Raw genomic sequence first — 26,290 nt, 5'->3', positions numbered from 1 at the left:
GCCAGCCCGGCCCGGCCGCCGCAGAGGCCGCTGCCCGGGACTCCGGGGCAGCGGGAAGCAGCCAGCGTGTCTTTATCAAGATCACGCCGGCTGCCGAGAATCCGGCGCTCCTGTCCCGTCTCCAGGCGCTGCTGCAGACCCACCCTGGCCCGGCAGCCACGCTGCTGTTCTATGAGCAGAACCAGAAGCTGCTGGCGCTCAGCGACGGCTACCGGATTAAGCCTTCGGACGAAGTAGTTGCAGCAATCGAGGCTATGATGGGTACCGGGACAGTCAGAATAAAATAAGAACATTTCCGCCCTTTTCCGCATACATTAGGACACCACGGGGCAAGGCCCGTGCGGAAAGGGGAATGTCATCATGTCCTATCAAATGGCAGCGGAGCTGCTGGAACGCAGAGGAGTCTCCCTGACGTCCATTGCTGAGATTGTATATACATTGCAATCGGCTTATTATGCGGATTTGAAAGAAGAAGAGTGCCTGGCGAGTGTCAAGGCGGTACTCGGCAAAAGAGAGGTCCAGTACACGCTGATGACCGGTGTTGCGCTGGATGAGCTGGCGGAACAACACCTGCTTCCCCAGCCGCTACAGGCGGTGCTGGAAGCCGACGAATCGCTCTATGGTGCAGATGAGACGCTGGCCCTTGGCATTACAGGCGTATACGGGATGATCGGGCTGACCGGCTTCGGCTATCTTGACAAAATAAAACTGGGAATCATCGGGAAACTGAATGATGATAAAGGGAGTATTCATGTTTTTCTGGACGATCTTGTCGCCGGAATTGCGGCTGCGGCTTCAGCAAGAATCGCCCACCGGCATGAGGGTGCGAAGGTGTATCCCCCTATTGCCGGGACGGAATAATGCCCACGCCGGGAAACCCCGGATGCGGCCCCCTGATCTGAATTCCATCGTCCAGCTCCTGTTGCGGGAAAAAAGAAAACTGTGTTATCATGATTCCATTATACGGGATACGGCTGGGAATTAAGATTAGGGAGGCTTTGCAGGGCATGTGGACGGTAATCTATATAGCGCCGACCGCCAGAGTGGCGGATATGATTCAGAGCAGGCTTGCGGAAGAAGGTTTTCTGATTAAGTGCCGTCCGGTTAACATGTCCAAGCAGCAGTTTGAGATTCTGGTTCCTTCAGGTGAGCTTGAGGAAGTACAGGAAGCCCTTAATCTGATTCTGCATCCCTGAAATAACATTTAGATTACAGTCATGACAGCGGCATGCTGCTGTACACGCAAATAAACGGCTGAAGAGGTGCGACCCTTGTTCAAAGATTTATTTCAGAAAAAACGGAAGTACGCGACCATTCCTTCAGAACGTGTGGAGCGGACCGGCGGATCTGCGGAAGGCGAACGGCCCAAACGGGAAATTCCCGAAGGGTTAATGAGCAAGTGCAGTAAATGTGGAACGATCCAGTACAGTAAGGAGCTGGAGAAGAACCTGAAGGTATGTCCTTCCTGCGGCTACCATATGCGCCTGTCCGCTTCTGAACGGATCGCGATGACGCTGGACCCTGAAGGGTTTATTGAGTTTGACAGTGAAATGGCATCAGTGGACCCGCTGCAGTTTCCCGGCTATGCATCCAAGCTGGAACAGCAGCAATCCAAAACGGGACAGGTTGAGGCTGTCATCACGGGCCAGGGAGCCATCAACGGCCATCCTGTGATTGTTGCGGTAATGAACTTTGAGTTCTTTTCAGGCAGCATGGGTTCGGTAGTAGGCGAGAAGATTACTCGTGCGGTGGAAGAAGCCACCGAGAAGAGACTGCCGCTGCTGATATTCTCCACGTCGGGCGGCGCCCGGATGCAGGAGAGCATCCTCAGTCTGATGCAGATGGCCAAAACCAGTGCCGCGCTTGCCAGATTTGGCGAGGTCGGCGGGCTGTATATCTCTGTGATAACCGATCCGACAACGGGCGGGGTATCCGCAAGCTTTGCCAGTCTGGGCGATATCATCATCGCCGAACCGGGGGCGGTTTTTGGTTTTGCCGGACGGATTGTCATTGAGCAGACAATCCGCCAGAAGCTACCTGACGATTTCCAGACCGCAGAATTTAACCTGCAGCATGGACAGCTTGATCTGGTAGTGCACCGTAAAGAATTGCGCACCACCCTTGCCAAGCTGCTGGATCTGCACGATGTGAAAGGGGGCTTTTAGGTTGGCGGGAGAGTTGCCTTTTGAAATGCCTCTGCTTGAAATGCGCAAGAAAATTGCCGAGCTGAATCAGTTCGGTGAAGAAAAAGGGATTGATTTCAGTGATGAAATCGCCCGGCTTGAGGAACGCTACCGTGTGCTTGAAGATGAAATCTATTCTAATATTTCACCATCCCAGAAGATGCATCTGGCCCGGCATCATGGCCGTCCGACTTCTTTAGATCTGATGAACCTGATCTTTACCGACTTTATCGAGCTGCATGGTGACCGTCTGTTCGGTGACGATCTGGCCGTAGTCGGCGGAATCGCCAAGCTGAACGGGACTCCGGTTACGGTGATTGGCCAGCAGCGCGGCAAGGATACCAAGGAGAATATTCTCCGTTTCTTTGGCAGCGCTCATCCGGAAGGATTCCGCAAATCACTAAGGCTGATGAAGCAGGCCGAGAAGTTCGGCCGTCCGGTTATTACCTTTGTCGATACCAAAGGGGCTTACCCCGGGAATACAGCAGAGGAAAGAGGACAGTCAGAGGCCATTGCAAGAAATCTGTACGACATGTCCCAGCTGGCTGTACCCGTCATTTGTGTAATTATTGGCGAAGGCGGCAGCGGCGGAGCTTTGGCTATGGCGGTGGGCAACCGTGTCCTGATGCTGGAGCATGCCATCTATTCAGCAATTTCGCCGAATGGCGCGGCTTCGATTCTGTGGAAGGACGCCTCCAAGGCGGAGCAGGCAGCGGAAGCTATGAAGATTACTGCCGCTGATCTGCTGGAGATGGAAGTGATCGAAGAGATCGTTCCCGAACCTAGGGGCGGAGCTCACCGTGACTATGAAGAGACCGCTTCTGCGGTTAAGGATGCCATATGGCGTCATTTGCAGGAGTTGTCTGTTCTGGACTGCGCCGAGCTCAAAGAGGACCGCTACCGTAAATTCCGCAAGATCGGTGTATTTGCCGAAGCCGAAGCTGAACTGATCAGTGCTGAGGTTGAAGTGCAAAGCGTCGATTGAGGATGGCTTTTTGTTTGCACTTTTAGACATAAATCTGTTTTTGGCAGCCTTTGATCTGGACGAGCAGCAATATACATTTATTAGGAATGAAGCAACCCTGTGTTTCTAACGGGGTTGTTTTTATTTTATTGGCTTTCTTTGAAAATCCGGAGTTGATTTACTGTAAAAAGTCGCTGCAACATTGATTTTGTGTCCAATTTGCAGTAATATTCATTAGGGTGCAGTAAAAGGTACATGTGACAAAGTTCCTATGCGGATTGCATGCCTTATAGTAGATTTTGTAGTTGGAAAAAGTGAGACAGAGAGAACGAAAAAACGGAGGAAAACCTAATGCGGAAAAGTAAAATTGTATGTACGATTGGTCCTGCTAGTGAATCGTTGGAGAATATCAAAAAATTGATTTTGGCCGGTATGAATGTAGCCCGTCTGAACTTCTCCCACGGCGATTTTGAAGAGCACGGCAACCGGATCAAGACGATCCGTCAAGCTTCCAAGGAACTTGGCAAGACTGTTGCTATCCTGCTCGACACCAAAGGACCAGAAATTCGCACAGGCAAGCTGGAAGTAGAACCGATTGAACTGGTTCAGGACGAGTATCTGACATTGACTACGGAAGAAATCCTTGGCGACCAAAACCGTATTTCTATCACTTACAGCGACCTGCCTAATGATGTTCAAGTTGGATCCACTATCCTGATCGACGACGGCCTTATCGGACTTACCGTTGTTGACGTTCAAGGCACCGAAATCAAGACCCGCATTGTTAACGGCGGTACGATCAAGAGCAAAAAAGGCGTTAACGTACCAGGAGTTGCAATCTCCCTGCCGGGCATTACGGAAAAAGACACCAATGATATCATTTTTGGGATTGAACAGGACATCGATTTTATCGCCGCTTCCTTCGTTCGCAAAGCCAGCGACGTTCTGGAAATCCGTGCATTGCTTGAGAAGCACAACGCTTCCCACATCCAGATCATTTCCAAAATTGAGAACCAACAAGGTGTTGACAACCTTGACGAAATTCTGGCAGTTTCCGACGGCCTGATGGTTGCCCGCGGCGACCTTGGCGTGGAAATTCCTGCTGAAGATGTGCCTTTGGCTCAGAAGCTGATGATTCAAAAATGTAACATTGCCGGCAAACCGGTAATCACGGCTACACAAATGCTGGATTCCATGCAGCGCAACCCGCGTCCTACCCGCGCCGAAGCGAGTGACGTAGCGAATGCAATCTTTGACGGAACCGATGCAATCATGCTGTCCGGAGAAACAGCTGCCGGGAAATATCCGGTAGAATCCGTGCTGACCATGTCCCGCATTGCTGAGAAGGCTGAATCTGCACTGAACCACCGTGAAATTTTCATGAAGCAGCAGATTGCTCAAGAAACTACTGTAACCGAAGCGATCAGCCAATCCGTAGCGATCTCCGCTCTGGACCTGAATGCTAAGGCTATTATTTCTTCGACTGTAACGGGCCACACTGCACGCGTGGTTTCCAAATACCGTCCTAAATCACAGATTATCGCTGTGACAACGCAAGAAAGAACTATGCGTCAACTGGCTCTCGTATGGGGCGTAACTCCAGTTCACGGACTTGAGGCTACTTCCACGGACGAATTGCTTGAAACAGCTCTAAAAGGTGGTAAAGCATCCGGTCTGGTAAAAGCTGGAGACCTCGTTGTGATTACAGCTGGTATTCCGCTTGGACGTTCCGGTTCTACTAACCTTGTGAAAGTTGACACCATCCCTGCTGACTAGTCTTCGGGAATCTGTCCTCTTTCAGGTATGATTGAATTCCAAAAAAGCAATGGTGCGAGACGCCATTGCTTTTTTTTGATTCATGCTGATGAACGATTCTGTAAGAGGCTTACTAATGCAGTTGCAAGACTATTTTAAATTTCATAATTGTTATATATTGAATGGAGAGTTTTGAAGTAGCAACTTTAAGAACGGACAAAAATGGGACTTCTGGAGTGAACAAGAGATTTCCCTTTACGATAGACGCGTCTGACGACAAAAGCATCCCCGCGTGCGTTAGGAGAGGTCGGCACAGCTACTGTAACCTTATTCTGGATCATGATTCCGCCATCAGCTGGCGTAAGTCTTGGACTCTTGCCGTTCACCCGGCAGCAGAAGAATCGGGTTGGCGATACCTTGGCCAGTCTCCCGATGCTTCCGCCTACCTGGGGCGCTTCCATAATCCATTCGGCAGAGGTTTGGGGTCCGGAATATCGCTGAACGGTGCGGAAAGTCCAGGCTTTACTGAGATTGCAGAGTGTGATTCTCCATTTGCCGCTACTGAGCCTGATAATGGAAGCCCGCATGTGGTCTCCAGGAGAAACAGGGAGCGGAATAACAGTCTCTGCTGCAGGGAGAATTTCCCACCAGGCATAATAGCGTAGAGTTCCGTTTACGGACTCGTGACCGGTTCCTGTCTGTATCAGGCTGCTGTTCCTGAAGCCGTCGATGCCAATCCAGGCAGAGGAATAGGTGGGACTGGAAGTAGGTTTGACAAACGGGACTATCCATTCTCCGGATATTTGCCGGAAGGCAGCTTTCTTGCCGGAGATGGCATACCCGCTCCAGTTGCTCGATTTCCAGCCAAAACCTGTGCTTTGGGCTCTGCCTGTATGGGACTTATCGGTAATACAAGGTCGGGCAATTTTTAAGAGATTAGCTTTGCTCACAGTTCCACCGCCTTTTATTAATATGAGAAAGTTAGGTTTGCTATATTTAATGCGGTAGAGACATATAAAGTATGGGTATTCCGTTAAAAAGGAATAGAGAGGACTTATCGTTCAAATGAATAAATTAACCAAGCTGCGCGGTTTCTATCTTTTTTTGGGACTGGCCGGCGGCTCATTCGGTTCATATCTTACATTGCTTCTGAAAGACAACGGTCTCGGCAGTGGCCGGATCGGAATGCTGATGGCAACAGGAACTCTGATTGCCATTTGCATTCAACCTCTGTGGGGTGTAATCTCAGACCGTTACAATCAGGCTCGGCTGGTGCTGATTCTTAGTGTGGCCGTACCGGCGGTACTAGCCGTATTTTACCAGTCGGATTATTTCATAGTTTTGCTGATGGTCTATACTGTGTCTACTATATTCTCCTCTACACAAGCTCCTATTGCTGATTCCTACGCCATTGTAGCGGCGAACCAGGCGGGTTCCACTTACGGTAGCATCCGGATGATGCTGAGCATAGGAGCGGCCGTAGGGGCCTATGCGGGGTCGCAGTACGTGTCGAATTTTTCCGTATCCACGATCTGGGCCCCGTTCCTGCTTCTGAACAGTGTCGCGGTCATCATTGCGCTCACCCTGCCCAAGCAGGCGGAAGAAAACCGGATGATGAGCCAGTCGTTCTCCAAGGGAATTAAAAACCTGCTGGGTAACAAGATTTTCCTGGCTTTCCTGGGAGGGAGCTTTCTGGTCAATCAGACCATGACAGCATTTGGCACCTATTTTGTAATTGCCTTTCAATCGGTAGGAGGCTCGACCAGCCATGCCGGGATTGCGCTGTTCATCGCTTCCTTCACGAACTTTCCTTCCATGCTGTATGCTTCGAAAGTCATACGGAAGCTCGGAAGGGAGCGTACTCTGCTGTTAGGTGCGCTGATCTATGTGCTGCGGTGGGGGATCCAATTCGCATTTCCGGCCCCTGCGGTGATGATTGGGGTTCAGGTGCTGCATGGAGTGTCCTTCGGACTCTTTTACATCGCTGCTGTAGAATATGTATCGCACATTACGCTGCCTGAGATGCAGGCTACCGGTCAAAGTGTGTTCAACATCGTGTTCTCCGGTTTTGCGGGAATTCTGGGCAATCTCCTGAATGGGATTTTACTGGATGAGGGTGGTGTGTGGCTGATGAATCTGTCCTGTATGATCAGTTCTGCGGCGGGAGCGCTTCTCATCCTCTATGTGGTTCGAAGCTCCAGAAGAAGCCTTCCGCTACCGGTGGCATCTGAAGGAGTAAGCCTCTAGGAAGCGCTGTGCTAATGACATTCGATTAGCCTAATAGGGATACTAAGGACGCAGAAGCCGTTTCTGTATAGAAAGGAGCAATCTATTTATGCAATCACGTAATCCGGAAGGGGTCAGCCGCTGGTATGCTACTTCATTCCGTGTCCGTTACCAGGAGACGGATCAGATGGGGGTGGTCTACCACGCCAATTATCTGAGCTGGTTCGAGAGCGGGCGGACAGAAATGTTCCGGGGACTTGGCTTTGCCTACCGTTCCTTGGAAAATAAGGGTGTGCTTCTGCCAGTCACGGCTGCAGATTTGCAATTTAAAAGTCCGGCGAGATATGATGATCTTGTCGCTGTGTATGCGCGACTGACCACTTTTTCGGCACTGCGGGTCGTATACGAATATGAAATCCGCCGTTTGGAGGAGCCGGAAGCGGGGAGACCGGATTCTTCCGCGCCTGCAACCGGGCCAGTATATTTTGATGAGCTGCCTGGTCAATTGCTCGTATCCGGCTCAACCAGCCATGTGTGGCTGAATACGGACTGGAAGCCAGTAAGACTGGACCGGACGCTGCCGGAATTGTTTTACGCCATAACTTTGGCGCTTAGGGAAGAAGGAGGAGCAGTATGATCAGGAACAAATGGCTGTGGGCTGCGTTATTTATTATCCCGGCCGTGGAATTATTCGGGTTTATTTATGTGGCAAGTTTTCTCGGAGCACCCAAGACACTGCTGCTCATGCTGGCCAGTTCAGTGATCGGCTTCTTGATGATGCGCTTTGAAGGCAAGAAAGTGCTGGTCGACAGCAGAACACATATGCAGGAGGGGCGGGTGCCCGGGCGTACAATGCTGGACGGCTTGTGCATTTTTTTTGGCGGCCTGCTGCTGATTCTGCCAGGCTTCGTGACGGATATTGTCGGATTTTCGCTGGTATTTCCGCTGACCCGGCCGCTGTACCGGGCTTTTCTGCTGAAATGGATTGAGAAAAAAATGAAAAACGGCACCTTCACCTTTTACCGCAGATAAGTCGTGTTAGTCGGTAAGCGGTAGGTCGCTGTCCGCGAACCTGCTTCAGCTCATTAGGGCTCTATAAGAGAGCGGATGAACGCATGTATCGGATGAAGAAAGATGCTATGCTCTATATGTGAAAAAAGAGGCCGACCATCTCGATGGTCGGCCTCTAATTATTTTATTGTGCGGTCAGGATTTGCGGACCTTCAGCGGTGATGGCGATCGTATGCTCGTATTGGGCGGCGAGCTTACGGTCCAGTGTCCGGGCGGTCCAGCCGTCCGAATCGATTGTCATGTAGTAGGTGCCTTCGGTGATCATGGGCTCGATCGTGAACACCATACCTTCCTTGATGCGGGGGCCTTTACCAGGCTTGCCAACATGCATATAGTTCGGTGCCTCGTGCAGGTCCCGACCGATGCCATGGGCGAGCAGGTCGCGCACGACGCCGAAGCCATTTGATTCGGCATGCTGCTGAATTACACTCGTCACGTCGCCGAGCCGATTGCCGGGCTGCGCCTGCGTAATGCCGAGGTCAAGGCACTCCTTCGTGACAAGCATCAGTTTCTCAGCCGTCGGGGAGATCTTTCCGACCGCATAACTCCAGGCTGAATCGCCGAGCCAGCCGTCGAGCTCCGCGACCGTGTCGATCGTCACGATATCACCTTCCTCTAATGGCTTATTTGTAGGAAAGCCATGTGCAATCACGTCGTTGACGGAAGCACAGGTCGCATATTGATAGCCGTTGTAGCCCTTCGTGTATGGCTTGGCGCCATGTTTCAAAATAATGTCCTCGAATATGCGCTCAATGTCGTTCGTCGTGATCCCCGGTTTGATGAGCGGGGCGATCTCACGATGGCATTCAGCCACGACTTGGCATGCCTTGCGGATGGCTTCGATTTCATGTTTGCTTTTTAAGATGATCATGTGTGTATTAGGACTCCTTCGTAATAGCTTGCATAGCGAGCTGGGCGATTCTATCGACGTCGAGTTCAGAAGTGCTCGTATAGTAGTTCAGCCCGCAACAGCCGACCAGCACGGCAAGCATATAATAGACGCTTTCGTCTTCGCGCTGGGCGATCGACTGAAGCGGAACGTACAGCCGTTCTGTGAATCGTCTTTTGGCAAGGAGCTGATCCTTCTCAGGCAAGCCTGTATAATGTTCAGCCGCCATTTTGTAGACGAGATAAGTGCGGGCGTCCGACTGCCACAGCCGGAGCAGCATTTTGCAATACGTCAATAGCTGCCTGTTATCCGGGGTGCCTCGATTGATGTTCGCCCATTCTGCCAGGGCTTGCTCGCATCGCTCGAAACCGCTGTCCAGCACATCTTCTATTAGTAAATGCCGGTTCGGATAATAATGGTAAATCGTGCCGTAACCGAGCTCGGCCTCACGGGCGACGTCGCGAATATCAAAGCTGCCGCCCTTGCGGAAGTAGGCGTGCGCAGCAAAGTCAAGGATCTGTTCTCTGCGCTGCATGCGTATGAGCTGATTTTGTTCTTTGGTACGGGGGCACATAGGTACGTGAACCTCCTTTTTATAGACCTGCAAATTTGTCAATATAAAGAGTGTAAAGGATGGTTGTGAGAAATGCAATGATCTATTGGTGGTCGGCGGATAGTCCCAGTCTATGATAAGATAGACATAAGATTTAATTTGGTAAGGGACCGATCCAATGGAACAAAGTGAATATTCTAGAGTCGCAACAGGTCTCATGAAAGCATTTGATAAATCGGACTATAAGTGACTTCGCATTTTCTACAAGGGGGAAACCGAAATGAAGACGATTAAGTGCATGATGGAGCACCTGTACTGGGCTGACGGACGCATCTTGGACGCGCTTGAGGAGAGTGGAACGAAGAACAAGGATCTTCTGAAGCTGGTCCGGCACGTCGCGGTTGCGGAACGAGTCTGGCTGTCTCGATTGCAGGGCAAGGGCAGCTCGCAATATTCGTTGTGGGAGGAAGCGGGGGACCTGACGGCAATCCGGACGATATTCGAAGAAAACGCCGTACAATATCGCCTTTATATTGAAGGGCTTGAGGAATCTGTGTTGGACGAGATGATCGACTATACGAACCAGAGCGGGGTTCCGTTCCGAACGTCCGTCCGGGATATCCTGTCGCAGGTCCTCTTACATGGGCAATATCACCGGGGACAGATCAACCGGGCACTACGGATGGAATCGGCTGTGCCTGTCCAAATTGATTACATCACGTTCGCGAGGCTCTAACAGTCTTAATATCACCATACTCGGAATAGGGTTGGCACAACACAAACGGTAAACACTAGCTTAATTAAACAGCGGCAGCCCAGGACATTATTTGATATTAGCAGGTCATCCAGAGATTTCTGGTTGGCCTTTTTTCTTGTCCTTTACTGTCGCAGTTTCAATTTTTAGACCAAAGATCGCACGGCATCTGATGCTATGCCTTTGCTCTTACTTTGCCTGATATAGCTTTAATGCAGCCTGCCGCTGACTATATAGCTATGGAGTGCGCGGAACACACCGGCTCGGTGAAAGGCATCTAGTACGACCAGCAGGACGGGGCCGAGGAGCAGACCAAGCATGCCGAACAGCTGTAGGCCGGCGAACATCCCGATTAGCATAGCGAGCGGGTCCAGGCCGATGCTGCTTGCAAGTACCTTGGGCTCCAATATCTGTCGGGTGACCAGAATTACGGCGTAGAGTACCGATAATCCTATGCCTAGCGGCAGATTGCCGGTCATGTAAGAGTATAAGGCCCATGGCAGCAGCACAATACCCACGCCGAGATAAGGCACCAGATCGACCAGCCCAATCGTCAGTCCGATGGCAAATGCAGAATCTACGCCTAACAGCAGAAGACCCGTAATGACGATAACAGCGGTTATTGAGATCAGCACCAGCTGAGCCCTCAGATAGCCGAACAGCGCCCTGCGCAGATCCTCCCAGATCTCGGATACCGGTCTGAGGAGCGGCGCAGGTACAAGTGCTCTTAACTTTGCATTATGCCGATCCCAGCCGGTGCTGAGGAAAAAGGCAGACAACATGATGACAATCAGGATAGTCCCCACACTGGGTAATGCTGAGATTAACTTCAGGATCATATTGAAGAATCCGGTGATGAATTGCGTCATAGCTTGGCCTACCGTCTCCGTGGTTCTGCTGATATTGCTGTCGATGGTGGCGTGGTAGTCAGGGTTATCATGGTAAAACTGGTTGATTTGGTTAATAATATTCTGAATGCTGGCATTCCGGCTTATGGACAGCAGCAGCTCCCGCCACTGGTCGGTGTGGAGATCGAATGTCTGCAGCAGGACAATCAGTTCCTTAACCAGACGGGTGATCAGTGCTGTCAGTACGAGCGCAGTACCCCCTACATAAAATAACAGTGACAACAGTACTGCCAGCCAGTGCGGAAGCTTGAATCCTCTTAAAATAAGCACCAGCGGATGCATCAGGTAGGCAAGCAGATAGGCAAGGAGCAGAGGATACATAAGCGGGAGCAAAATATAGACTGCCACCAGTAATAACGAGGCAGCCAGAACGACCCACAGGCCCCGCAGTACTCTTTTTAATACCAGCGAATCCATACCCGATCCCTCCAGATGAAAGCTGCTGATTCATAATCAGCTCGTCTAATATATATTCAGAGATAGGATATAAAGACTATCCAGACACGTGAATCTACTGGTTCGCTGGGGATGCAATAAACTGGAATTGTAATTATGAAACAGGGGGTCCGGAAGTTTTTTTCTATCTGTCCGATAAAATCATTTGATGTTTCCCAAAGCTTCCACGTTGTTCACATAACCGTCAAAATCCGGTATGATTATTAATGGATACACACTAAAAGTTCGTTGCATTCTCTGAAGTAGGTCAATCTTGATAGGTATTGAACGTTTGAATACATCAAAATGTAAATGTTTTCATTACTGTAATAACTGCTTTTATACCCTTGTTGGCAAAGGAGAGATACTATGACAGCTACTAAAGGATTGGAAGGCATTGTTGCCACAACCTCCTCGATCAGTTCGATTGTGGATGGCGTACTCACTTACCGCGGATATGATATTGATGATCTTGCGGAGAACGCTACTTTTGAAGAGACTGCCTATTTGCTGTGGTTCGGCAATCTGCCGGCAACTCCTGAGCTGCAGGCCTTGCGGCGTGATCTCAGCGCCTTTGCTCCAATCCCTGAACAGGTGATTGCACAAATGAAGCTGTACCCCAAAAATGTTAGCACGATGGCTGCATTGCGCACGGCTGTATCCAGTCTTGCGCTGTATGATCCGGCCGCCGATGATATGAGCCGCGAAGCGAATGAGATCAAGGCCGTTAAGCTGCAGGCGCAGATTCCAACGGTGGTTGCTGCGCTTGCCCGCATCCGCAAGGGTCTGGAACCAGTAGCTCCCCAGGAAGGCCTGTCGATTGCGGAGAATTTCCTGTATATGCTCTGGGGCAAACAGCCGGATGTTGTATCGGTTAAGGCACTGGACACTGCACTTGTGCTGCATGCCGACCATGAGCTGAATGCATCCACTTTTGCCGGACGGGTTACCGTTGCTACGCTGTCGGACATTTATTCAGGTGTCACTTCGGCCATCGGCGCGCTCAAAGGACCGCTGCATGGTGGCGCGAATGAAGCGGTAATGAAGATGCTTGAGGAAATCGGAAGTCTGGATGCAGTAGAGTCATACATTAACGGCAAGCTGGAGCGCCGTGAGAAAATCATGGGCTTTGGGCATCGTGTCTACAAAAATGGTGATCCGCGTGCCAAACACCTCATGAAGATGTCCCACGAGCTGGGAGTGATGAAGAATGACACCACTCTGTATGATATGTCCGTCAAAGTCGAGGAATTGATCACTTCACAGAAAGGCCTGAAGCCTAACGTTGATTTTTATTCGGCTTCGGTCTACACGCAGCTGGGTATTGAGCGGGAGCTGTTCACACCGATCTTTGCAATCAGCCGTGTGTCGGGTTGGACTGCCCATATTCTGGAGCAGTACGAGGACAATCGTATCATCCGCCCGCGTGCAGAATACACAGGGATGTCCGAACAAAAGTATGTTCCGGTGGACGAGAGATAAAGCAGCCCTTGCAGGCTGCTGCACCCCTTTAGTAGAATGAACTATAATAAACCCAACTCCAAGCCTATGCTTCCGAAGAGAGATATGAATGTGTACTGCTCGGGGAAGTCTAGGCTTACCAAACCAAACTTTTAGGAGGAATACCCACTAATGTTGAAACTGGAAAAATACGATCTGCCGACAGAAGGCGAACAAATCACAATCGAAGATGGCAAGCTGCTCGTTCCGGATCATCCGATCATCCCGTTCATTGAGGGTGACGGTACAGGGCGCGACATTTGGAAAGCCTCCAAACGGGTACTGGATGCCGCAGTAGCCAAAGCATTCGGCGGGAAGAAACAGATTGCCTGGTACGAAGTATTTGCCGGTGAGAAAGCCTTCAATACATATGGTGAATGGCTGCCGAATGATACGCTTGAAGCAATTCGTGAGTACATTGTAGCTATCAAAGGACCTCTGACTACTCCAATCGGAGGAGGGATCCGCTCCCTGAATGTAGCGCTGAGACAGGAATTGGATCTGTATGTCTGTCTGCGTCCGGTGCGCTATTTCGATGGAGTGCCTTCACCTGTGAAGCATCCTGAGCTGGTGGACATGGTGATTTTCCGTGAGAATACGGAGGATATATACGCCGGAATTGAGTATCAGGAAGGCTCTGCGGAAGTGAAGAAGGTTATAGAATTCCTGCAAAACGAGCTGGGAGTGAACAAAATCCGGTTCCCGGAAACATCCGGAATCGGAATTAAGCCGGTATCCTCGGAAGGCTCCAAACGCCTGGTTCGCTCCGCTATTGAATATGCAATCAAACATGGCCGCAAGAGTGTGACACTGGTACACAAGGGCAATATTATGAAGTTCACTGAAGGCGCATTTAAGAACTGGGGTTATGAAGTGGCTGAACAGGAATTCGGCGATCATGTCTTCACCTGGAATCAATATGATGCCATTAAGGAAAAGAGCGGCGAGGCTGCGGCTAATGCAGCTCAGAAGGAAGCAGAAGCCGCAGGCAAAATCATCATCAAGGATGCGATTGCGGATATTGCCCTGCAGCAGGTATTGACCCGTCCAACGGATTTCGATGTGATTGCTACGCTCAACCTGAACGGCGATTACCTCTCCGACGCACTGGCTGCACAAATTGGCGGCATTGGTATCGCACCGGGAGCGAACATCAACTATATTACGGGTCACGCCATTTTTGAAGCTACTCATGGTACTGCACCGAAGTATGCGGATAAGGACGTAGTAAATCCGGGTTCAGTTATTCTGTCCGGTGTTATGCTGCTTGAACACCTGGGCTGGCAGGAAGCGGCGGATCTGATCTACAAAGGCATGACCACGGCCATCAACAACAAGACTGTGACCTATGACTTTGCCCGTCAGATGGAAGGCGCCACAGAGCTGAAATGCTCGGCATTTGCTGACGAAATCATCAAGCACCTGTAGTCTACTGCTAACTAAGCTAACTTCTAAAGCACATGCCCTCATTTCTTGAAAGGAAATGGGGGCTTTCTTTTCATCGACGGTGAGGTTGGGTATAATAAGTATGTAACTTATATCATAGCGAAAAGTGAGGAGGTCAAATATGGATCGGATTTTCTTTTTCCTACATATGATCGGGACATTGGCGCTCGGCTTCTATCTGGTGCTGCCGTTCATTCTGAGCGGTACAGCTAAACTGTCTAATACAGCCAAAGAAGGAACGCTAAGTGCGATCGGCGGACTTAACCGGTTTGCCCAATATGGCCTGGTGATTCAGCTGTTGACAGGCGGATACATGATCTCACAGGGGGATTACACCGTAGCCTGGATGATTGTTGTCGTAGTACTGCTGCTGGCGATGTTTGCCTTGGGCGGCATTATGAGTAAGCCCTTGCGTTTGGCCGCTGCCGGCATGCGCGAGAACCGTGATGTCTCTGGCCATACCGCGAAGCTGCGCACGATGAGTCTGCTACTGATGGTTGTGCTGATCGTAATGGTGTTTTTTATGGTGTACAGACACATTATCTAAGCCTATTGAAGTGAAATAGCTCTGGCGGCTGCGGCTGTCAGGGTTATTTTTGTTGAAGTACCGGAAGACAAATTTCGTAAGGAAAGAAACCTTCTGCCAAGGCAGTGCTATGTTCACTTGTCGCTCAATCCTAGAATATGGTAATATTTAGGAGTGAATAGCAGTATATCTACACATTGGGAAGAGGTGTAGTAGTGAAATTCAGACGGAGCATGATTGTATGCCTGAGCGTGAGCCTGGCTAGTTGTTTGCTGGATACCGTCCCGGTTGCTGCTGAAGGAAGCAGAACGGATTATGAGGGACACTGGGCCCAGAAACAGATCGAAAGCTGGATTCAGCATGGTTGGCTGAAAGGCTTTGAAGACGGATCGGTCAAGCCGGATCAGGAGATTACAAGAGCCGAATTTATTACGTTAGCCAACCGGATGTGGGGCTTCACGGCCAGTAAACAGACGGAATTCAGTGATTTGCCGAATAACAATTGGGCATACAGCGAATTCGCCAAAGCCATGACAGTGGGTTACATTCAAGGATATAAAGGCAAGATTCGTCCGAACGACCTAATTACACGCCAGGAAGTGGCCGTTATTATGAGCAGGCTGTTATTTTTGGAGGATGGAGCACCCGAGGAGGTGCTGTCCACGTTCAGCGATTACAGCAGAATTGCCAGCTGGAGCAGACCTAAAGTTACGTCAATGGTAAATATCGGAGCAATGAAAGGCTACCCCGATGGCAGTTTTGGTCCGGAGCGGTCCATGACAAGAGCAGAATCGATTGCATTGATGGAAATCTTTAATTTTAAGATCGGCGGGTTGGGAGATATATATCGTTAGAAGTTAGAATGTACTGAGCCGCAGCTCAATGTTGAGGCCTCCCAATTTTATATTGTGGAACATATCCATCCCTGACTGTAGTTCAGCTGAAGCAGCACTTGAGGTGGCCAGGCATAGATAAGAAGACTGCTCTCCTAATGGATAGCAGTCTTCTTATGTTACGGATGATCCTCACAGCAGTTCCTTTGACGCAAACACATTGCTTTTTTCAAATTCCGCTTGTATGCCGGGTGGGAGCAGGCTCTGTAGCTCGTGACGGGTACACCATTTAGAATCTGAGTGCTCTTCGGAGAGTACCACGGAATTCCCATCGGTTCGGCACCAGTAGGTGATGATGACGAGTTGCCTGCCAGGATCCGTCAGAAAGGATGTGGCATATAGAAGGTTCTCTACAGTGACCGTAAGTCCGGTTTCCTCCTCAATCTCCCGCTCCAGCGCAGCCTCCAGGCCCTCCCCGAATTCAATTTTGCCGCCGGGACATTCCCAGCTGCCTGCTCCTACCGAATCTGCGGCTGCCCGCTGTACGAGCAGGATTCTGCCTTGATGCAGAATGACTCCTTTGACCGCAACGATGATGCTTCGTGCATTTCTGGTCATCTAACATATGCGCCTCCTCGTCTTAAAGATGGGTCTTTCCGCGTCATGCCGGATTCATACTTCTCTAAAGTATATCGGCCCTTCACGCCAATAACGACTGTATTTTATGTTTGGACAGCCTGGAAGTGTGGTAAGTAACATAGCGTGAAGTGATTGTATAATTAGTGACGCATAAGCCATCTTAATACGATGTGGTTACTCTAACAAAAGGTACACAGCGAAAGGAGAATGGATCATGCCAGAAAATAAACAGTCTTCCAAAACTTTGCCTCCACAGGTGCAGGACCGGCAGCCCGGTATTGAGAGTGAGATGAATCCGCGCCCGGAATTTGAAACGTCCAGCTACAAGGCGGCAGGTAAACTGCTGGGCAAGGCGGCACTCATTACGGGGGGCGACAGCGGAATAGGACGGGCGGTTGCCGTTCATTTTGCCAAGGAAGGTGCGGATGTGGTCATTTCTTATCTGAATGAGCATTCCGATGCCGAAGAGACCAAACGCCAAGTGGAGCAGGAGGGCCGGAAGTGTATTCTGATTGCCGGTGACATCGGCGTAGAAGCGTTCTGCCAGGATCTGATCAACAAGGCGGTAGAGGGACTGGGCAAGCTGGACATCCTGATCAACAATGCGGCCGAGCAGCATCCGCAGGACAAGATTGAGGATATTACTTCCGAGCAGCTGGAGCGGACGTTCCGTACGAATATTTTCTCCATGTTCTATTTGACCAAAGCAGCCATGCCGCACTTGAAAAAAGGCTCCACGATCATCAATACGACATCGATTACCGCTTATCGCGGCAGCCCGCAGCTGCTGGACTATTCGTCCACGAAAGGCGCGATTCTCAGCTTTACCCGCTCGCTGTCGATGAATCTGGCGGAAAAGGGCATTCGCGTTAATGCTGTAGCCCCGGGACCGATCTGGACACCGCTGATTCCATCTACTTTTGATGCTAAAAAGGTCAGTGAGTTCGGTGGCACTCAGCCTATGCAGCGTCCGGGGCAACCGGAAGAGCTGGCGCCGGCCTATGTCTATCTGGCTTCGGATGATTCATCCTATGTCAGCGGTCAGGTCATGCATGTCAACGGCGGAGAAATTGTCAACGGTTAGAAGCTACTAAGCGGTCAAGCGTGTGCTGGAAAATATAGTTGTAAGAGCAGGCCTATGCGGTCTGCTCTTTTTATTGTACCGGGCAAGATTAAGCTTTCCTGTAAAAGGGATAGCTTTTCTGAGGAATATTATGTTAATATGAACCACGTCAGCAACTGAATATTGCAATTGTCCCTAGGGGTGCCGTAAGGCTGAGACGAACGTGTGGTTCGGACCCTTTGAACCTGATCTGGTTAACACCAGCGTAGGAAAGCGGAGAATGAATGAACTGCAGCGAAGTTGTATCTTTTACACCCGTATTCCTGCGGAAATTTATGACTGCCTCCTATCCCGGGGGCGGTTTTTTTGCGTTACCGTTCAGTTGCCAAAAAGTGAAGCCGGAGGTGCAAAGTGGCTGAAATTCATTTGATATCGGATGGTAAGTTGGACCCCGGGCGGTTTGCCAGCCTTGCAGCAGCTGTATATCCGTACGTGGACTATATTCACCTGCGGGAAAAGCACCGCTCTGCTGTGGAACTGCTGGGTATGGCTGAGCAGCTTCTGCGTGCTGGAATCCCCGCATCCAGACTGGTCATCAATGACCGGCTGGATATTGCGCTGGCCGTCGGTGCAGGTGCTGTCCAGCTGGCCTGGCACAGCTTGCCACCCGCAGCGGCCCGCACGGCTGCCCCCGGCCTCCGGCTGGGGAGGTCGGTACACTCGGCGGCGGAAGCCGCGGAGGCGGGCAGGCAGGGGTCAGACTACTGCCTGTACGGGCATGTCTTCCCTACTGGCTGCAAGCCGGGTCAGCAGGGGCGCGGTTTGCCACTCCTGGAGGAGGTTGTGCGCAGCAGCAGCATTCCGCTGATTGCCATCGGCGGGATTGATAAGGGTAATGCTGATCAAGTAATCAGGCATGGTGCAGCTGGCATTGCGGTCATGTCCGGTATTTGTGGAGCGGAGGACCCTGTGGCCGCTGCCCATGCTTACCGTCTGGCGTTACAGGCGGTGTAGATCTGAGGTTTGGAGGCTTGTAGAGTCATGAACGTGACACGCGAAGGAGGTGAGAGGGCATGAATCTGATCATCAACGGCAAACCCGGAGAGGTTGCTGAAGACTGCCGGACCGTTGCCGATCTGTTAAGCCGGCCCGAATGGAGCTACCGGCTTGTGATCGTGGAACGGAACGGGGAGATTGTCAGCAAGGATCATTATGAGGAAGTGGTGTTATGTGACGGCGACCGGCTGGAGCTGGTGCATTTTGTAGGCGGCGGCTGAAGGCGTTACCGACTTTCTATTATCTAATTCTTAAGTTCAGAAGAATCCAGGAGGCGAGTTCATGTTAGATCCTTTAGTGATTGGTGGCATTAAGTTATCGAGCCGACTGTTCATCGGCACCGGCAAATACAGCCGCAATACGCTGATTCCCGAGGTGGTGTCATCTTCGGGCTCACAGGTGATCACGGTTGCCCTGCGCCGTGTAGACCCGGAGAGCCAGGACAATATTATCAGCCATATTCCTTCCCATATGACCCTGCTTCCAAATACTTCGGGTGCACGCACCGCTGAGGAAGCTGTGCGGATCGCCAGACTGGCCAGAGCTGCAGGCCTCGGCAATTGGGTCAAGATCGAGGTGATCAGTGATCAGAAATATTTGCTTCCGGATAACCTGGAGACCATCCGGGCTACGGAGATACTGGCTGCCGAAGGTTTCGTAGTGCTGCCCTATATGAGCCCTGACCTCTCCGCTGCGCTGCGGATGAAAGCGGCTGGAGCCGCTGCCATTATGCCGCTGGGTTCACCGATCGGTTCTAACCGGGGACTGCGCACCAAAGAGCTGCTGCGTATTCTCATCTCAGAGGTGGATCTTCCGGTGATCGTTGACGCCGGCATTGGCCGCCCGTCCGAAGCGGCTGAGGCGATGGAACTGGGTGCGTCCGCTGTGCTTCTCAACACGGCAATCGCCACCGCCCGTAATCCGCTGCTGATGGCAGAGGCCTTCCGTGAGGCGGTAGCTGCAGGCCGTAAAGCCTATTTGGCTGGACTCGGTCCGGTGGAAGAGACGGCTGTCGCGTCTTCACCTTTAACCGGATTTCTGAAATAACTCACAGGCCAAGCGAAATGGGGGAGTAACATGAGTTTTTATGAAGTGCTGACTCGTCTGGAACAATTGCCTTACGAGAGCTTATGGCAGGAGTACCGGGTAGAGGATGTGAAACGGGTACTTCGCAAAGATCGTCTGGATGAAAAAGACCTGCAGGCCCTGCTGTCTCCGGCTGCAGAAGCTTGTCTGGAGGAGATGGCTGAGCGAGCGCAGCAGTTGACCCGTGCGCATTTTGGACATGTGATGCAGATGTTCACACCGATGTATCTGGCTGATTTCTGTGTGAACCACTGTACGTATTGCAGCTTCAGCTCGATTTATGATTTTCCAAGAAAAAGATTGACTCCTGATGAGGTTAGACAAGAGGCAAAAGCGATCTCCTCCACAGGTCTGCGTCATCTCCTGATTCTGACGGGAGAATCGCGCAGGGAAAGTTCGGCCACATATGTGAAGGAATGCGTGGAGATTCTTCTGGAATATTTCTCATCCGTCAGTATTGAGGTAAATCCGTTGTCTACCGAGGAATATCGGGAGCTTAGGGAAGCGGGAGTAGACGGGTTGACTCTGTATCAGGAGGTCTACCACCAGGAAACCTACCGCAAGCTGCATGTGAAAGGTCCAAAAAGAGTCTACCGCAATCGCCTGGATGCCCCCGAACGGGGGTGTCAGGCCGGTTTCCGCTCCGTCAACATTGGCGCTCTTCTGGGTATGTATGACTGGCGGCAGGAGGCTTTCATGACTGCAATGCACGCACGCTATCTGCAGGACAAGTATCCGGAATGCGAAATCGGCTTATCTGCCCCGCGCTTTCGTCCGTATTTGGGCGAATTCAACCCGGACAGTGACGTTACCGACCGTGCGCTGGTTCAGATAATTTTGGCGTACCGGCTGTTTCTGCCTCGATCCGGCATCACCTTGTCCACCCGGGAGCCAGCTTCCCTGCGGGATCATCTGATCCACCTGGGGATTACCAAAATGTCGGCAGGTGTCTCCACTGAAGTTGGAGGACACACCCAGGATGGCGGAACCCCGCAATTCGAAATCTCGGATGAACGGACTGTGCAAGAGATAACAGACATGCTTCTGGAGAGCGGTCTGCAGCCTGTCTTCAAAGATTGGGACCTGCTGAAGGTGCCGGTGTAACGGACCCATTACGAGTCCGTAACAGCCCGGGTATTGCTGTTAGAGTTAGGACCCTGTAACCCTGATACCCAGCGCACTCGTTCTTCATTTGTTGTCCGTATCATCCGTAGGCTGCCCGCTATCGGTTCCGGCTGACAATTCATCCAGAGACATCTCGAAGCCGGGAGCCATATGGATCAGAAAATATTCCATCTCCGGCATTTCGAGACCGCGCAGCTTGGCCGCCGTCTGTTCTTTGGCGGCTGCGAATTCACGATTGCCTGCAGAGACCTCCCAGACGCATTTCAGATAAGCGTCGAGATGGTCTGCGGCTTTGACATAGCGGAGCAAATGGGCATCCTCGGAGCCGGAGGGACTGTCTTGCGGCTGCAGAAGGGGGGCATAGACAGAGCTAAGCTCCGGCGGAATCATTCCCTTCAGCCGCTCGGCGGCTACCCGCTCCATGTCGCGAAAGCTGGACAGCAGCCGCGGATTGTTGTGCTTGACCGGCGTAGCGATATCGCCGGTGAAGACCTCAGTAGCGTCGTGAAACAGCGCCATTGCAGCTGCGCGGTCGGCATTCAGCGAGCGGGCGAAGCGGGCGTTGCCGATGGAGCACAGCATATGCGCCAGCAGGGCAACCTGGAATGAGTGCTGCGCGACGTTCTCAGGTGCCGTGCTTCGCATGAGGCTCCAGCGCTGAATATACTGAAGCCGGTACAGATAGGCTGAAAAATGGTAATTCAATTTTTACGTAACCCCTTTCATGCGTGGTTTAATATGTTATGATAAAACTAATTGTAACAGAGTTTGGACAACCGCGAACGCATGGAGAGGAGCTGGACTGAAGATGCAGCATTTTGAAGACAGCGTATATAATCTGATCGTAGAAACCTCAACAAATCTGCCGGGTGATGTGCGCCGGGCAGTAGCTAAGGGACGTGCTCTGGAGGACCGGGCAACCCGCTCCGGCCTCGCGCTCACCACCATTGCGCAGAATATTGGCATGGCGGAGCTCCAGGTATCTCCGATCTGTCAGGATACAGGGATGCCGACTTTTATCATTCATACTCCTGTGGGTGTGAATCAGATCGAGATGAAGAAGGACATCCATAACGCCATTATCCGGGCGACGAAGAATGGCAAGCTGCGCCCCAATTCCGTAGATTCGCTGACGGGTGAGAATAGCGGGGATAATCTGGGAGCAGGCACTCCGGTGATTCACTTTGAACAGTGGGAAGAAGAGGGCGTGGAAGTGCGGCTGATTCTGAAGGGCGGGGGCTGCGAGAATAAGAATATTCAGTACAGCCTGCCTGCGGAACTGGAGGGACTTGGCAAAGCCGGCCGCGATCTCGACGGCATCCGTAAATGCATTCTGCATTCGGTATATCAGGCACAGGGACAGGGCTGTAGTGCCGGTTTCATCGGAGTCGGCATTGGCGGAGACCGTACCACCGGGTATGAGCTTGCCAAGAAACAGCTGTTCCGCAAGGTAGAGGATGTGAATCCCAATCAGGATCTAGCCAAGCTTGAAGACTATATTATGGAGAATGCCAACAAACTGGGTATCGGCACGATGGGATTTGGCGGTGAAGTTACACTGCTGGGCTGCAAGATAGGTGTTATGAACCGGCTGCCGGCCAGTTTTTTCGTCTCCGTGGCTTATAACTGCTGGGCGTTCCGCCGTCAGGGGATTCTCGTGGATCCGGCTGCCGGAACGATTCAGGAATGGCTCTATGAGAGCGGCACAGGAATCTCTGTGGATACGGAAGATAGCACCGAACCGGCTTCTGTGCTTGAGGTGGCGGGCGCCGCTGCTGGCGGTACCGACTCTGGTGTTGTTCCAGAGGATGCGACGATTTCTGCAGCACCTGCGATGCTCCCGGCTGATGAACCAACAGCGGCAGGGGAGCCAGCGGCAGCCGCCGGGGAATCCCGCGAGGTGCGGCTTACAACGCCGGTCACGGAGGAAGATATCCGTAGTCTTCGGGTGGGTGATGTAGTCATTCTGTCAGGAGAGATGCACACCGGGCGTGATGCATTGCATAAGTACCTGATGGACCATGATGCACCGGTAGATCTGAACGGGGCAGTAATCTATCACTGCGGCCCCGTTATGCTGAAGGACGATGAAGGCTGGCACGTGAAGGCGGCAGGCCCGACTACCAGCATCCGTGAAGAACCGTATCAAGGCGAGATTATGCGGAAATTCGGAATCCGCGCCGTGATAGGCAAGGGCGGCATGGGTCCCAAGACACTCCAAGCGCTGCAGGAGCATGGTGGCGTCTATCTCAATGCCATCGGCGGCGCGGCACAGTATTACGCGGAGTGTATCAAGAAGGTGAACAGTGTAGATTTCATGGAATTCGGAATTCCTGAGGCCATGTGGCATTTGCAGGTGGAGGGCTTCGCCGCCATTGTGACGATGGACGCGCATGGCAACAGTCTGCATGCAGATGTGGAAAAGGATTCTGCAGCCAAGCTTGCTCAGTTCAGGGAACCTGTCTTTAAATAAGCGATGCCAATAAGATTAGATATCATTTTCCTCAAGCCTTCTTCCATTTCTAAGTGGGGGAGGCTTTTTTATATGCAAGAAGGTAGACTACACCCCTCCACTTTCTGCTGTTCTCGCTGTATCCCTCTGTTAAACAGTGTATATCGCCTGTGAAGCCTTAGCACGTACACTCAAGCACCCAATTTATTATTCTTGACAACGCATACATAGACATGGTAATTTTTATGAGGGAAACCGGTTTCCCCACTGCACCATCGTTTTGCAAGTAATGGAAGAGTGTTCACAAGCAGTACGGTTCGATATGCGCTCATATGAGAGGGAGATGAGGAATGAAACGCAAGCTATGGCTTATTCCGGCATTAATCACGTCTATTGTTCTGTCCATTACGGCTAACTTGTTTGTGCTGCCATCCGCACGGGTTGAAGCAGCGAGCATTGGTACGGTTACTGAGAATGACACGATCTATCAGATCATGGTTGACCGCTTTAATGATGGGGATACCACCAATAATGCCACTGGTGCCGCAATCCGTTACGGAGAAACCTCCGAGGATGATTTTCGCTACATGAAGGGCGGAGACTGGCAGGGGGTCATCAACAAACTGCCTTACATTCATAACATGGGATATACCGCGATTTGGATCTCTCCGGTTGCAGAACCGCAGATGACAAACCGCGACAATAACGGTACAGGAAAAAACACAGCCTACCACGGGTACAACGTGAAGGATCCCAATAAGGCCAATCCTTACTTTGGAACCAAAGAAAAGCTTAAGGAACTGGTGGATTCTGCACATGCGCTCGGGATTAAGGTCATTATCGATGTAGTGCCGAATCATATCGGAGACTATATGCTGGGCACTCAGGCTTATTATGATATAGCAGGGCTGCAACCTGCAGCGCCTTTTAATAATCCGGCCTGGTATCATCACAATGGTGATATTAACTGGTCACTTACGGACGGGAGATATGATCAATGGGCTCAGGATTACTTAGAGAATCATGATCTCGGCGGGCTGGATGATATCGACTTTGACGTTCCTGCCGCCAAGCAGGCGGTATTCAATTCCATTAAAGCCTGGTTTGACTATACGGGTGCCGACGGTGCACGTGTGGATGCTGCCAAACTGATCAAACCGACAGATATCGGTGAACTTCAGAATCTTTTGGGAGTGAATACTTTTGGTGAGAACTTTGACGGCAATGCCGAATTTGTCTCACGCTGGGTGGGCAGCAATAAGGAATGGGGCATGCTTGATTTCCCGATGTTCTTCTCGGTGCTTAACAGCTTTGCTTACGGGCAGTCCTTTGATTCCAATATCAAAAGCACACTCGCCCTGGATTCCTATTACAACGGAAATGCAAACCATATGGTTACCTTTATTGATAATCATGACCGCAACCGTTTTTTGACTGAAGCAGGCGGCAATGTGGATAAAATGCAAAATGCTTTGTCTTTCATCTTCACTGTCCGGGGCACACCTGTGGTCTTCCAGGGTACAGAGCAGAATAAGGGTAACGGCAACGGCCAGATTATGACGGGCGGAATTGCAGATACCTGGAACCGCTGGTCGATGGTGAAGCGGGACGCGAACGGCAATGTCCTCGAGAACTATTTTAATGAGAATACCAGCACCTATAAGCATATTGCCAAACTGAATGAAATCCGCAAAAATAATCCCGCACTCCGCACAGGTACCCAGCGTGAAATGTGGTCTGCGCAGAACCTGTATGCTTTCTCTCGGCGTGTAGACAGCGGAACTAATGCGGGCCAGGAAGTTATATCTGTATTCAGCAATGCTTCCAGCGGTTCACAGACCGTAACCATCCCGCTGCGCGTAGAAAGCACACTAACTGCAGGCACAGTGCTCATTAATCAACTGAATACTTCCGACACTGTAACCGTGCAATCAGGAGGTGCAACCGGCAAACAAATTACTGTTACTGTGGGAGCGAATTCGGCTAAAATCTATGCCAAAACCCAGCCGATAACAGATACTGTTGCTCCTTCTGTACCTAGTAACGTAACAGCTACGGTGCAAAATGCATCCGGTGCACTCGTCAGCTGGACGGCCTCCACGGATAACGTCGGAGTAACCGGTTATGAAATTTACCGCAATGGAGTCAAAGTTGGTACTACAGCAAACACTTCCTATGCGGATAACGGACTGGCATCGCAGACCAACTATAGCTATACGGTAAAAGCTTTTGATGCCGCAGGTAACCTGTCGGCACTCAGCGCAGCGNCAGCAAACACTTCCTATGCGGATAACGGACTGGCATCGCAGACCAACTATAGCTATACGGTAAAAGCTTTTGATGCCGCAGGTAACCTGTCGGCACTCAGCGCAGCGGCTCTCGTCACCACTCCGCCTGGAAACAGTGTAACTATCTATTACAAGCAGGGCTACACGACACCATACATCCATTACCGTCCTGTTGGCGGCACATGGACGACTTCACCAGGTGTGGCTATGCCGGCAGCTGAAGTGGCGGGCTATAACAAAATTACGATCAACATCGGTTCCGCTACTCAGTTGGAGGCTTGCTTCAATAATGTAAGCGGCACCTGGGACAGCAACGGCGGCAGCAACTATCTGTTCGCCACCGGTACCTGGACTTACACACCAACCGGCAACATTCAGTCGGGCGGACCGGTGACGCCGACAGCGACGCCAACGCCAACACCGACTGTGACACCAACACCAACGCCAACACCAACACCAACACCAACGCCAACACCAACTGCAACATCAACGCCTACAGCAACACCGACACCAACGGTAACTCCAACAGCGACTCCAA

Annotated in this window: 27 protein-coding genes and 1 riboswitch; of the genes, 21 read left to right on the top strand and 6 right to left on the bottom strand. The window is 51.3% G+C overall.

The window, feature by feature from the left end; all coding sequences use genetic code 11:
- The 6 genes from ACAN54_RS29750 to pyk form a co-directional block, all read left to right on the top strand.
- On the top strand, positions 1–287 hold a 287-nt coding region (locus ACAN54_RS29750), incomplete at its 5' end, for a hypothetical protein (RefSeq protein ID WP_379164417.1).
- Positions 288–360: 73 nt separating this feature from the next.
- The gene (locus ACAN54_RS29745) at positions 361–861 is read left to right on the top strand and encodes a phosphatidylglycerophosphatase A family protein (protein WP_379164415.1); all 501 of its coding nucleotides are present in this window, start codon (positions 361–363) and stop codon (positions 859–861) included.
- A gap of 146 nt (positions 862–1,007) precedes the next feature.
- Positions 1,008–1,196, top strand: a complete 189-nt coding sequence (locus tag ACAN54_RS29740) for a glutamate decarboxylase (protein WP_379164420.1) — start codon at positions 1,008–1,010, stop codon at positions 1,194–1,196.
- A 75-nt stretch (positions 1,197–1,271) separates the two neighbouring features.
- Complete coding sequence (accD, locus tag ACAN54_RS29735; protein WP_379164411.1) at positions 1,272–2,165, top strand: acetyl-CoA carboxylase, carboxyltransferase subunit beta; 894 nt, start codon at positions 1,272–1,274, stop codon at positions 2,163–2,165.
- A gap of 1 nt (position 2,166) precedes the next feature.
- A complete protein-coding gene (locus ACAN54_RS29730; RefSeq protein ID WP_379164408.1) occupies positions 2,167–3,168 on the top strand; it encodes an acetyl-CoA carboxylase carboxyltransferase subunit alpha in 1,002 nt (333 codons plus the stop codon).
- A 330-nt stretch (positions 3,169–3,498) separates the two neighbouring features.
- Complete coding sequence (gene pyk / locus ACAN54_RS29725) at positions 3,499–4,923, top strand: pyruvate kinase (RefSeq protein WP_379164405.1); 1,425 nt, start codon at positions 3,499–3,501, stop codon at positions 4,921–4,923.
- A gap of 185 nt (positions 4,924–5,108) precedes the next feature.
- Here pyk and ACAN54_RS29720 read toward each other — a convergent pair whose 3' ends face one another.
- Complete coding sequence (locus tag ACAN54_RS29720; RefSeq protein ID WP_379164402.1) at positions 5,109–5,852, bottom strand: G1 family glutamic endopeptidase; 744 nt, start codon at positions 5,850–5,852, stop codon at positions 5,109–5,111.
- Positions 5,853–5,967: 115 nt separating this feature from the next.
- Here ACAN54_RS29720 and ACAN54_RS29715 point away from each other — a divergent pair, with 115 nt between their 5' ends.
- From ACAN54_RS29715 to ACAN54_RS29705, 3 genes are all read left to right on the top strand, one after another.
- A complete protein-coding gene (locus ACAN54_RS29715; protein WP_379164399.1) occupies positions 5,968–7,149 on the top strand; it encodes an MFS transporter in 1,182 nt (393 codons plus the stop codon).
- A gap of 88 nt (positions 7,150–7,237) precedes the next feature.
- Positions 7,238–7,765, top strand: a complete 528-nt coding sequence (locus tag ACAN54_RS29710) for an acyl-CoA thioesterase (protein WP_379164396.1) — start codon at positions 7,238–7,240, stop codon at positions 7,763–7,765.
- The gene (locus ACAN54_RS29705) at positions 7,762–8,160 is read left to right on the top strand and encodes an FxsA family protein (RefSeq protein WP_379164393.1); all 399 of its coding nucleotides are present in this window, start codon (positions 7,762–7,764) and stop codon (positions 8,158–8,160) included. Before ACAN54_RS29710 ends, ACAN54_RS29705 begins: the two co-directional genes overlap by 4 nt.
- 163 nt (positions 8,161–8,323) lie before the next feature.
- Here the strand turns inward: ACAN54_RS29705 and map are convergent, their stop codons facing one another.
- Both map and ACAN54_RS29695 read right to left on the bottom strand, forming a co-directional pair.
- Positions 8,324–9,070: a type I methionyl aminopeptidase gene (map, locus tag ACAN54_RS29700; RefSeq protein ID WP_379164390.1), complete on the bottom strand. Its 747-nt coding sequence runs from the start codon at positions 9,068–9,070 to the stop codon at positions 8,324–8,326.
- Positions 9,071–9,077: 7 nt separating this feature from the next.
- Entirely contained in the window at positions 9,078–9,662 is a 585-nt protein-coding gene (locus tag ACAN54_RS29695; RefSeq protein WP_379164387.1) for a TetR/AcrR family transcriptional regulator, read from the bottom strand.
- A 259-nt stretch (positions 9,663–9,921) separates the two neighbouring features.
- On the opposite strand from ACAN54_RS29695, the gene ACAN54_RS29690 reads away from it, so the two are divergent.
- Entirely contained in the window at positions 9,922–10,377 is a 456-nt protein-coding gene (locus ACAN54_RS29690) for a DinB family protein (protein WP_379164384.1), read from the top strand.
- A 227-nt stretch (positions 10,378–10,604) separates the two neighbouring features.
- Here ACAN54_RS29690 and ytvI read toward each other — a convergent pair whose 3' ends face one another.
- Positions 10,605–11,720 (bottom strand): sporulation integral membrane protein YtvI, encoded by a 1,116-nt coding sequence (ytvI, locus tag ACAN54_RS29685; RefSeq protein ID WP_379164381.1) that lies wholly within the window; start codon positions 11,718–11,720, stop codon positions 10,605–10,607.
- Between the two features lie 387 nt (positions 11,721–12,107).
- Here ytvI and citZ point away from each other — a divergent pair, with 387 nt between their 5' ends.
- The 4 genes from citZ to ACAN54_RS29665 all read left to right on the top strand — a co-directional run bounded on the left by citZ (position 12,108) and on the right by ACAN54_RS29665 (position 16,064).
- Entirely contained in the window at positions 12,108–13,220 is a 1,113-nt protein-coding gene (citZ, locus tag ACAN54_RS29680) for a citrate synthase (protein WP_379164377.1), read from the top strand.
- A gap of 150 nt (positions 13,221–13,370) precedes the next feature.
- Positions 13,371–14,666, top strand: coding sequence for an NADP-dependent isocitrate dehydrogenase (icd, locus tag ACAN54_RS29675; RefSeq protein ID WP_379164374.1), 1,296 nt, complete (start codon positions 13,371–13,373; stop codon positions 14,664–14,666).
- A 139-nt stretch (positions 14,667–14,805) separates the two neighbouring features.
- The gene (locus tag ACAN54_RS29670; protein WP_379164371.1) at positions 14,806–15,231 is read left to right on the top strand and encodes a hypothetical protein; all 426 of its coding nucleotides are present in this window, start codon (positions 14,806–14,808) and stop codon (positions 15,229–15,231) included.
- 194 nt (positions 15,232–15,425) lie between these two features.
- The gene (locus ACAN54_RS29665; protein ID WP_379164368.1) at positions 15,426–16,064 is read left to right on the top strand and encodes an S-layer homology domain-containing protein; all 639 of its coding nucleotides are present in this window, start codon (positions 15,426–15,428) and stop codon (positions 16,062–16,064) included.
- A 171-nt stretch (positions 16,065–16,235) separates the two neighbouring features.
- On the opposite strand, the gene ACAN54_RS29660 is transcribed toward ACAN54_RS29665, so the two are convergent.
- Positions 16,236–16,661: an NUDIX hydrolase gene (locus tag ACAN54_RS29660; protein ID WP_379164365.1), complete on the bottom strand. Its 426-nt coding sequence runs from the start codon at positions 16,659–16,661 to the stop codon at positions 16,236–16,238.
- A gap of 235 nt (positions 16,662–16,896) precedes the next feature.
- Between ACAN54_RS29660 and ACAN54_RS29655 the strand changes: the two genes are divergently transcribed.
- The 5 genes from ACAN54_RS29655 to thiH all read left to right on the top strand — a co-directional run bounded on the left by ACAN54_RS29655 (position 16,897) and on the right by thiH (position 20,991).
- On the top strand, positions 16,897–17,766 hold the full coding sequence (locus tag ACAN54_RS29655) for an SDR family oxidoreductase (protein ID WP_379164362.1): 870 nt from the start codon (positions 16,897–16,899) through the stop codon (positions 17,764–17,766).
- A 166-nt stretch (positions 17,767–17,932) separates the two neighbouring features.
- A riboswitch (TPP riboswitch) is annotated at positions 17,933–18,034 on the top strand.
- A 122-nt stretch (positions 18,035–18,156) separates the two neighbouring features.
- On the top strand, positions 18,157–18,759 hold the full coding sequence (locus ACAN54_RS29650; protein WP_379164359.1) for a thiamine phosphate synthase: 603 nt from the start codon (positions 18,157–18,159) through the stop codon (positions 18,757–18,759).
- A gap of 59 nt (positions 18,760–18,818) precedes the next feature.
- The gene (gene thiS / locus ACAN54_RS29645) at positions 18,819–19,022 is read left to right on the top strand and encodes a sulfur carrier protein ThiS (protein ID WP_379164356.1); all 204 of its coding nucleotides are present in this window, start codon (positions 18,819–18,821) and stop codon (positions 19,020–19,022) included.
- 61 nt (positions 19,023–19,083) lie between these two features.
- Positions 19,084–19,848 (top strand): thiazole synthase, encoded by a 765-nt coding sequence (locus ACAN54_RS29640; protein WP_379164353.1) that lies wholly within the window; start codon positions 19,084–19,086, stop codon positions 19,846–19,848.
- 30 nt (positions 19,849–19,878) lie between these two features.
- Positions 19,879–20,991, top strand: a complete 1,113-nt coding sequence (gene thiH / locus ACAN54_RS29635; protein WP_379164350.1) for a 2-iminoacetate synthase ThiH — start codon at positions 19,879–19,881, stop codon at positions 20,989–20,991.
- 84 nt (positions 20,992–21,075) lie between these two features.
- On the opposite strand, the gene yfbR is transcribed toward thiH, so the two are convergent.
- On the bottom strand, positions 21,076–21,717 hold the full coding sequence (gene yfbR / locus ACAN54_RS29630; RefSeq protein ID WP_379164347.1) for a 5'-deoxynucleotidase: 642 nt from the start codon (positions 21,715–21,717) through the stop codon (positions 21,076–21,078).
- Between the two features lie 103 nt (positions 21,718–21,820).
- Here yfbR and ACAN54_RS29625 point away from each other — a divergent pair, with 103 nt between their 5' ends.
- Complete coding sequence (locus ACAN54_RS29625) at positions 21,821–23,485, top strand: fumarate hydratase (RefSeq protein WP_379164344.1); 1,665 nt, start codon at positions 21,821–21,823, stop codon at positions 23,483–23,485.
- A 329-nt stretch (positions 23,486–23,814) separates the two neighbouring features.
- On the top strand, positions 23,815–26,290 hold a 2,476-nt coding region (locus ACAN54_RS29620), incomplete at its 3' end, for an alpha-amylase family glycosyl hydrolase (protein WP_379164341.1).

It is taken from the genome of Paenibacillus diazotrophicus, assembly GCF_042610465.1.
Note: the sequence above shows the minus strand (reverse complement) of the source record. Positions and strands in the feature narration are given on the sequence as shown.

Coding starts and splice junctions, on each gene's coding strand:
- ytvI (WP_379164381.1), bottom strand. CDS start 11,720: ATGGATTCGCTGGTATTAAAAAGAGTACTGCGGGGCCTGTGGGTCGTT.
- citZ (WP_379164377.1), top strand. CDS start 12,108: ATGACAGCTACTAAAGGATTGGAAGGCATTGTTGCCACAACCTCCTCG.
- thiS (WP_379164356.1), top strand. CDS start 18,819: ATGAATCTGATCATCAACGGCAAACCCGGAGAGGTTGCTGAAGACTGC.
- map (WP_379164390.1), bottom strand. CDS start 9,070: ATGATCATCTTAAAAAGCAAACATGAAATCGAAGCCATCCGCAAGGCA.
- ACAN54_RS29740 (WP_379164420.1), top strand. CDS start 1,008: ATGTGGACGGTAATCTATATAGCGCCGACCGCCAGAGTGGCGGATATG.
- pyk (WP_379164405.1), top strand. CDS start 3,499: ATGCGGAAAAGTAAAATTGTATGTACGATTGGTCCTGCTAGTGAATCG.
- thiH (WP_379164350.1), top strand. CDS start 19,879: ATGAGTTTTTATGAAGTGCTGACTCGTCTGGAACAATTGCCTTACGAG.
- ACAN54_RS29705 (WP_379164393.1), top strand. CDS start 7,762: ATGATCAGGAACAAATGGCTGTGGGCTGCGTTATTTATTATCCCGGCC.
- ACAN54_RS29695 (WP_379164387.1), bottom strand. CDS start 9,662: ATGTGCCCCCGTACCAAAGAACAAAATCAGCTCATACGCATGCAGCGC.
- ACAN54_RS29715 (WP_379164399.1), top strand. CDS start 5,968: ATGAATAAATTAACCAAGCTGCGCGGTTTCTATCTTTTTTTGGGACTG.
- ACAN54_RS29655 (WP_379164362.1), top strand. CDS start 16,897: ATGCCAGAAAATAAACAGTCTTCCAAAACTTTGCCTCCACAGGTGCAG.
- ACAN54_RS29745 (WP_379164415.1), top strand. CDS start 361: ATGTCCTATCAAATGGCAGCGGAGCTGCTGGAACGCAGAGGAGTCTCC.
- ACAN54_RS29690 (WP_379164384.1), top strand. CDS start 9,922: ATGAAGACGATTAAGTGCATGATGGAGCACCTGTACTGGGCTGACGGA.
- ACAN54_RS29640 (WP_379164353.1), top strand. CDS start 19,084: ATGTTAGATCCTTTAGTGATTGGTGGCATTAAGTTATCGAGCCGACTG.
- ACAN54_RS29710 (WP_379164396.1), top strand. CDS start 7,238: ATGCAATCACGTAATCCGGAAGGGGTCAGCCGCTGGTATGCTACTTCA.
- ACAN54_RS29670 (WP_379164371.1), top strand. CDS start 14,806: ATGGATCGGATTTTCTTTTTCCTACATATGATCGGGACATTGGCGCTC.
- ACAN54_RS29625 (WP_379164344.1), top strand. CDS start 21,821: ATGCAGCATTTTGAAGACAGCGTATATAATCTGATCGTAGAAACCTCA.
- icd (WP_379164374.1), top strand. CDS start 13,371: ATGTTGAAACTGGAAAAATACGATCTGCCGACAGAAGGCGAACAAATC.
- ACAN54_RS29660 (WP_379164365.1), bottom strand. CDS start 16,661: ATGACCAGAAATGCACGAAGCATCATCGTTGCGGTCAAAGGAGTCATT.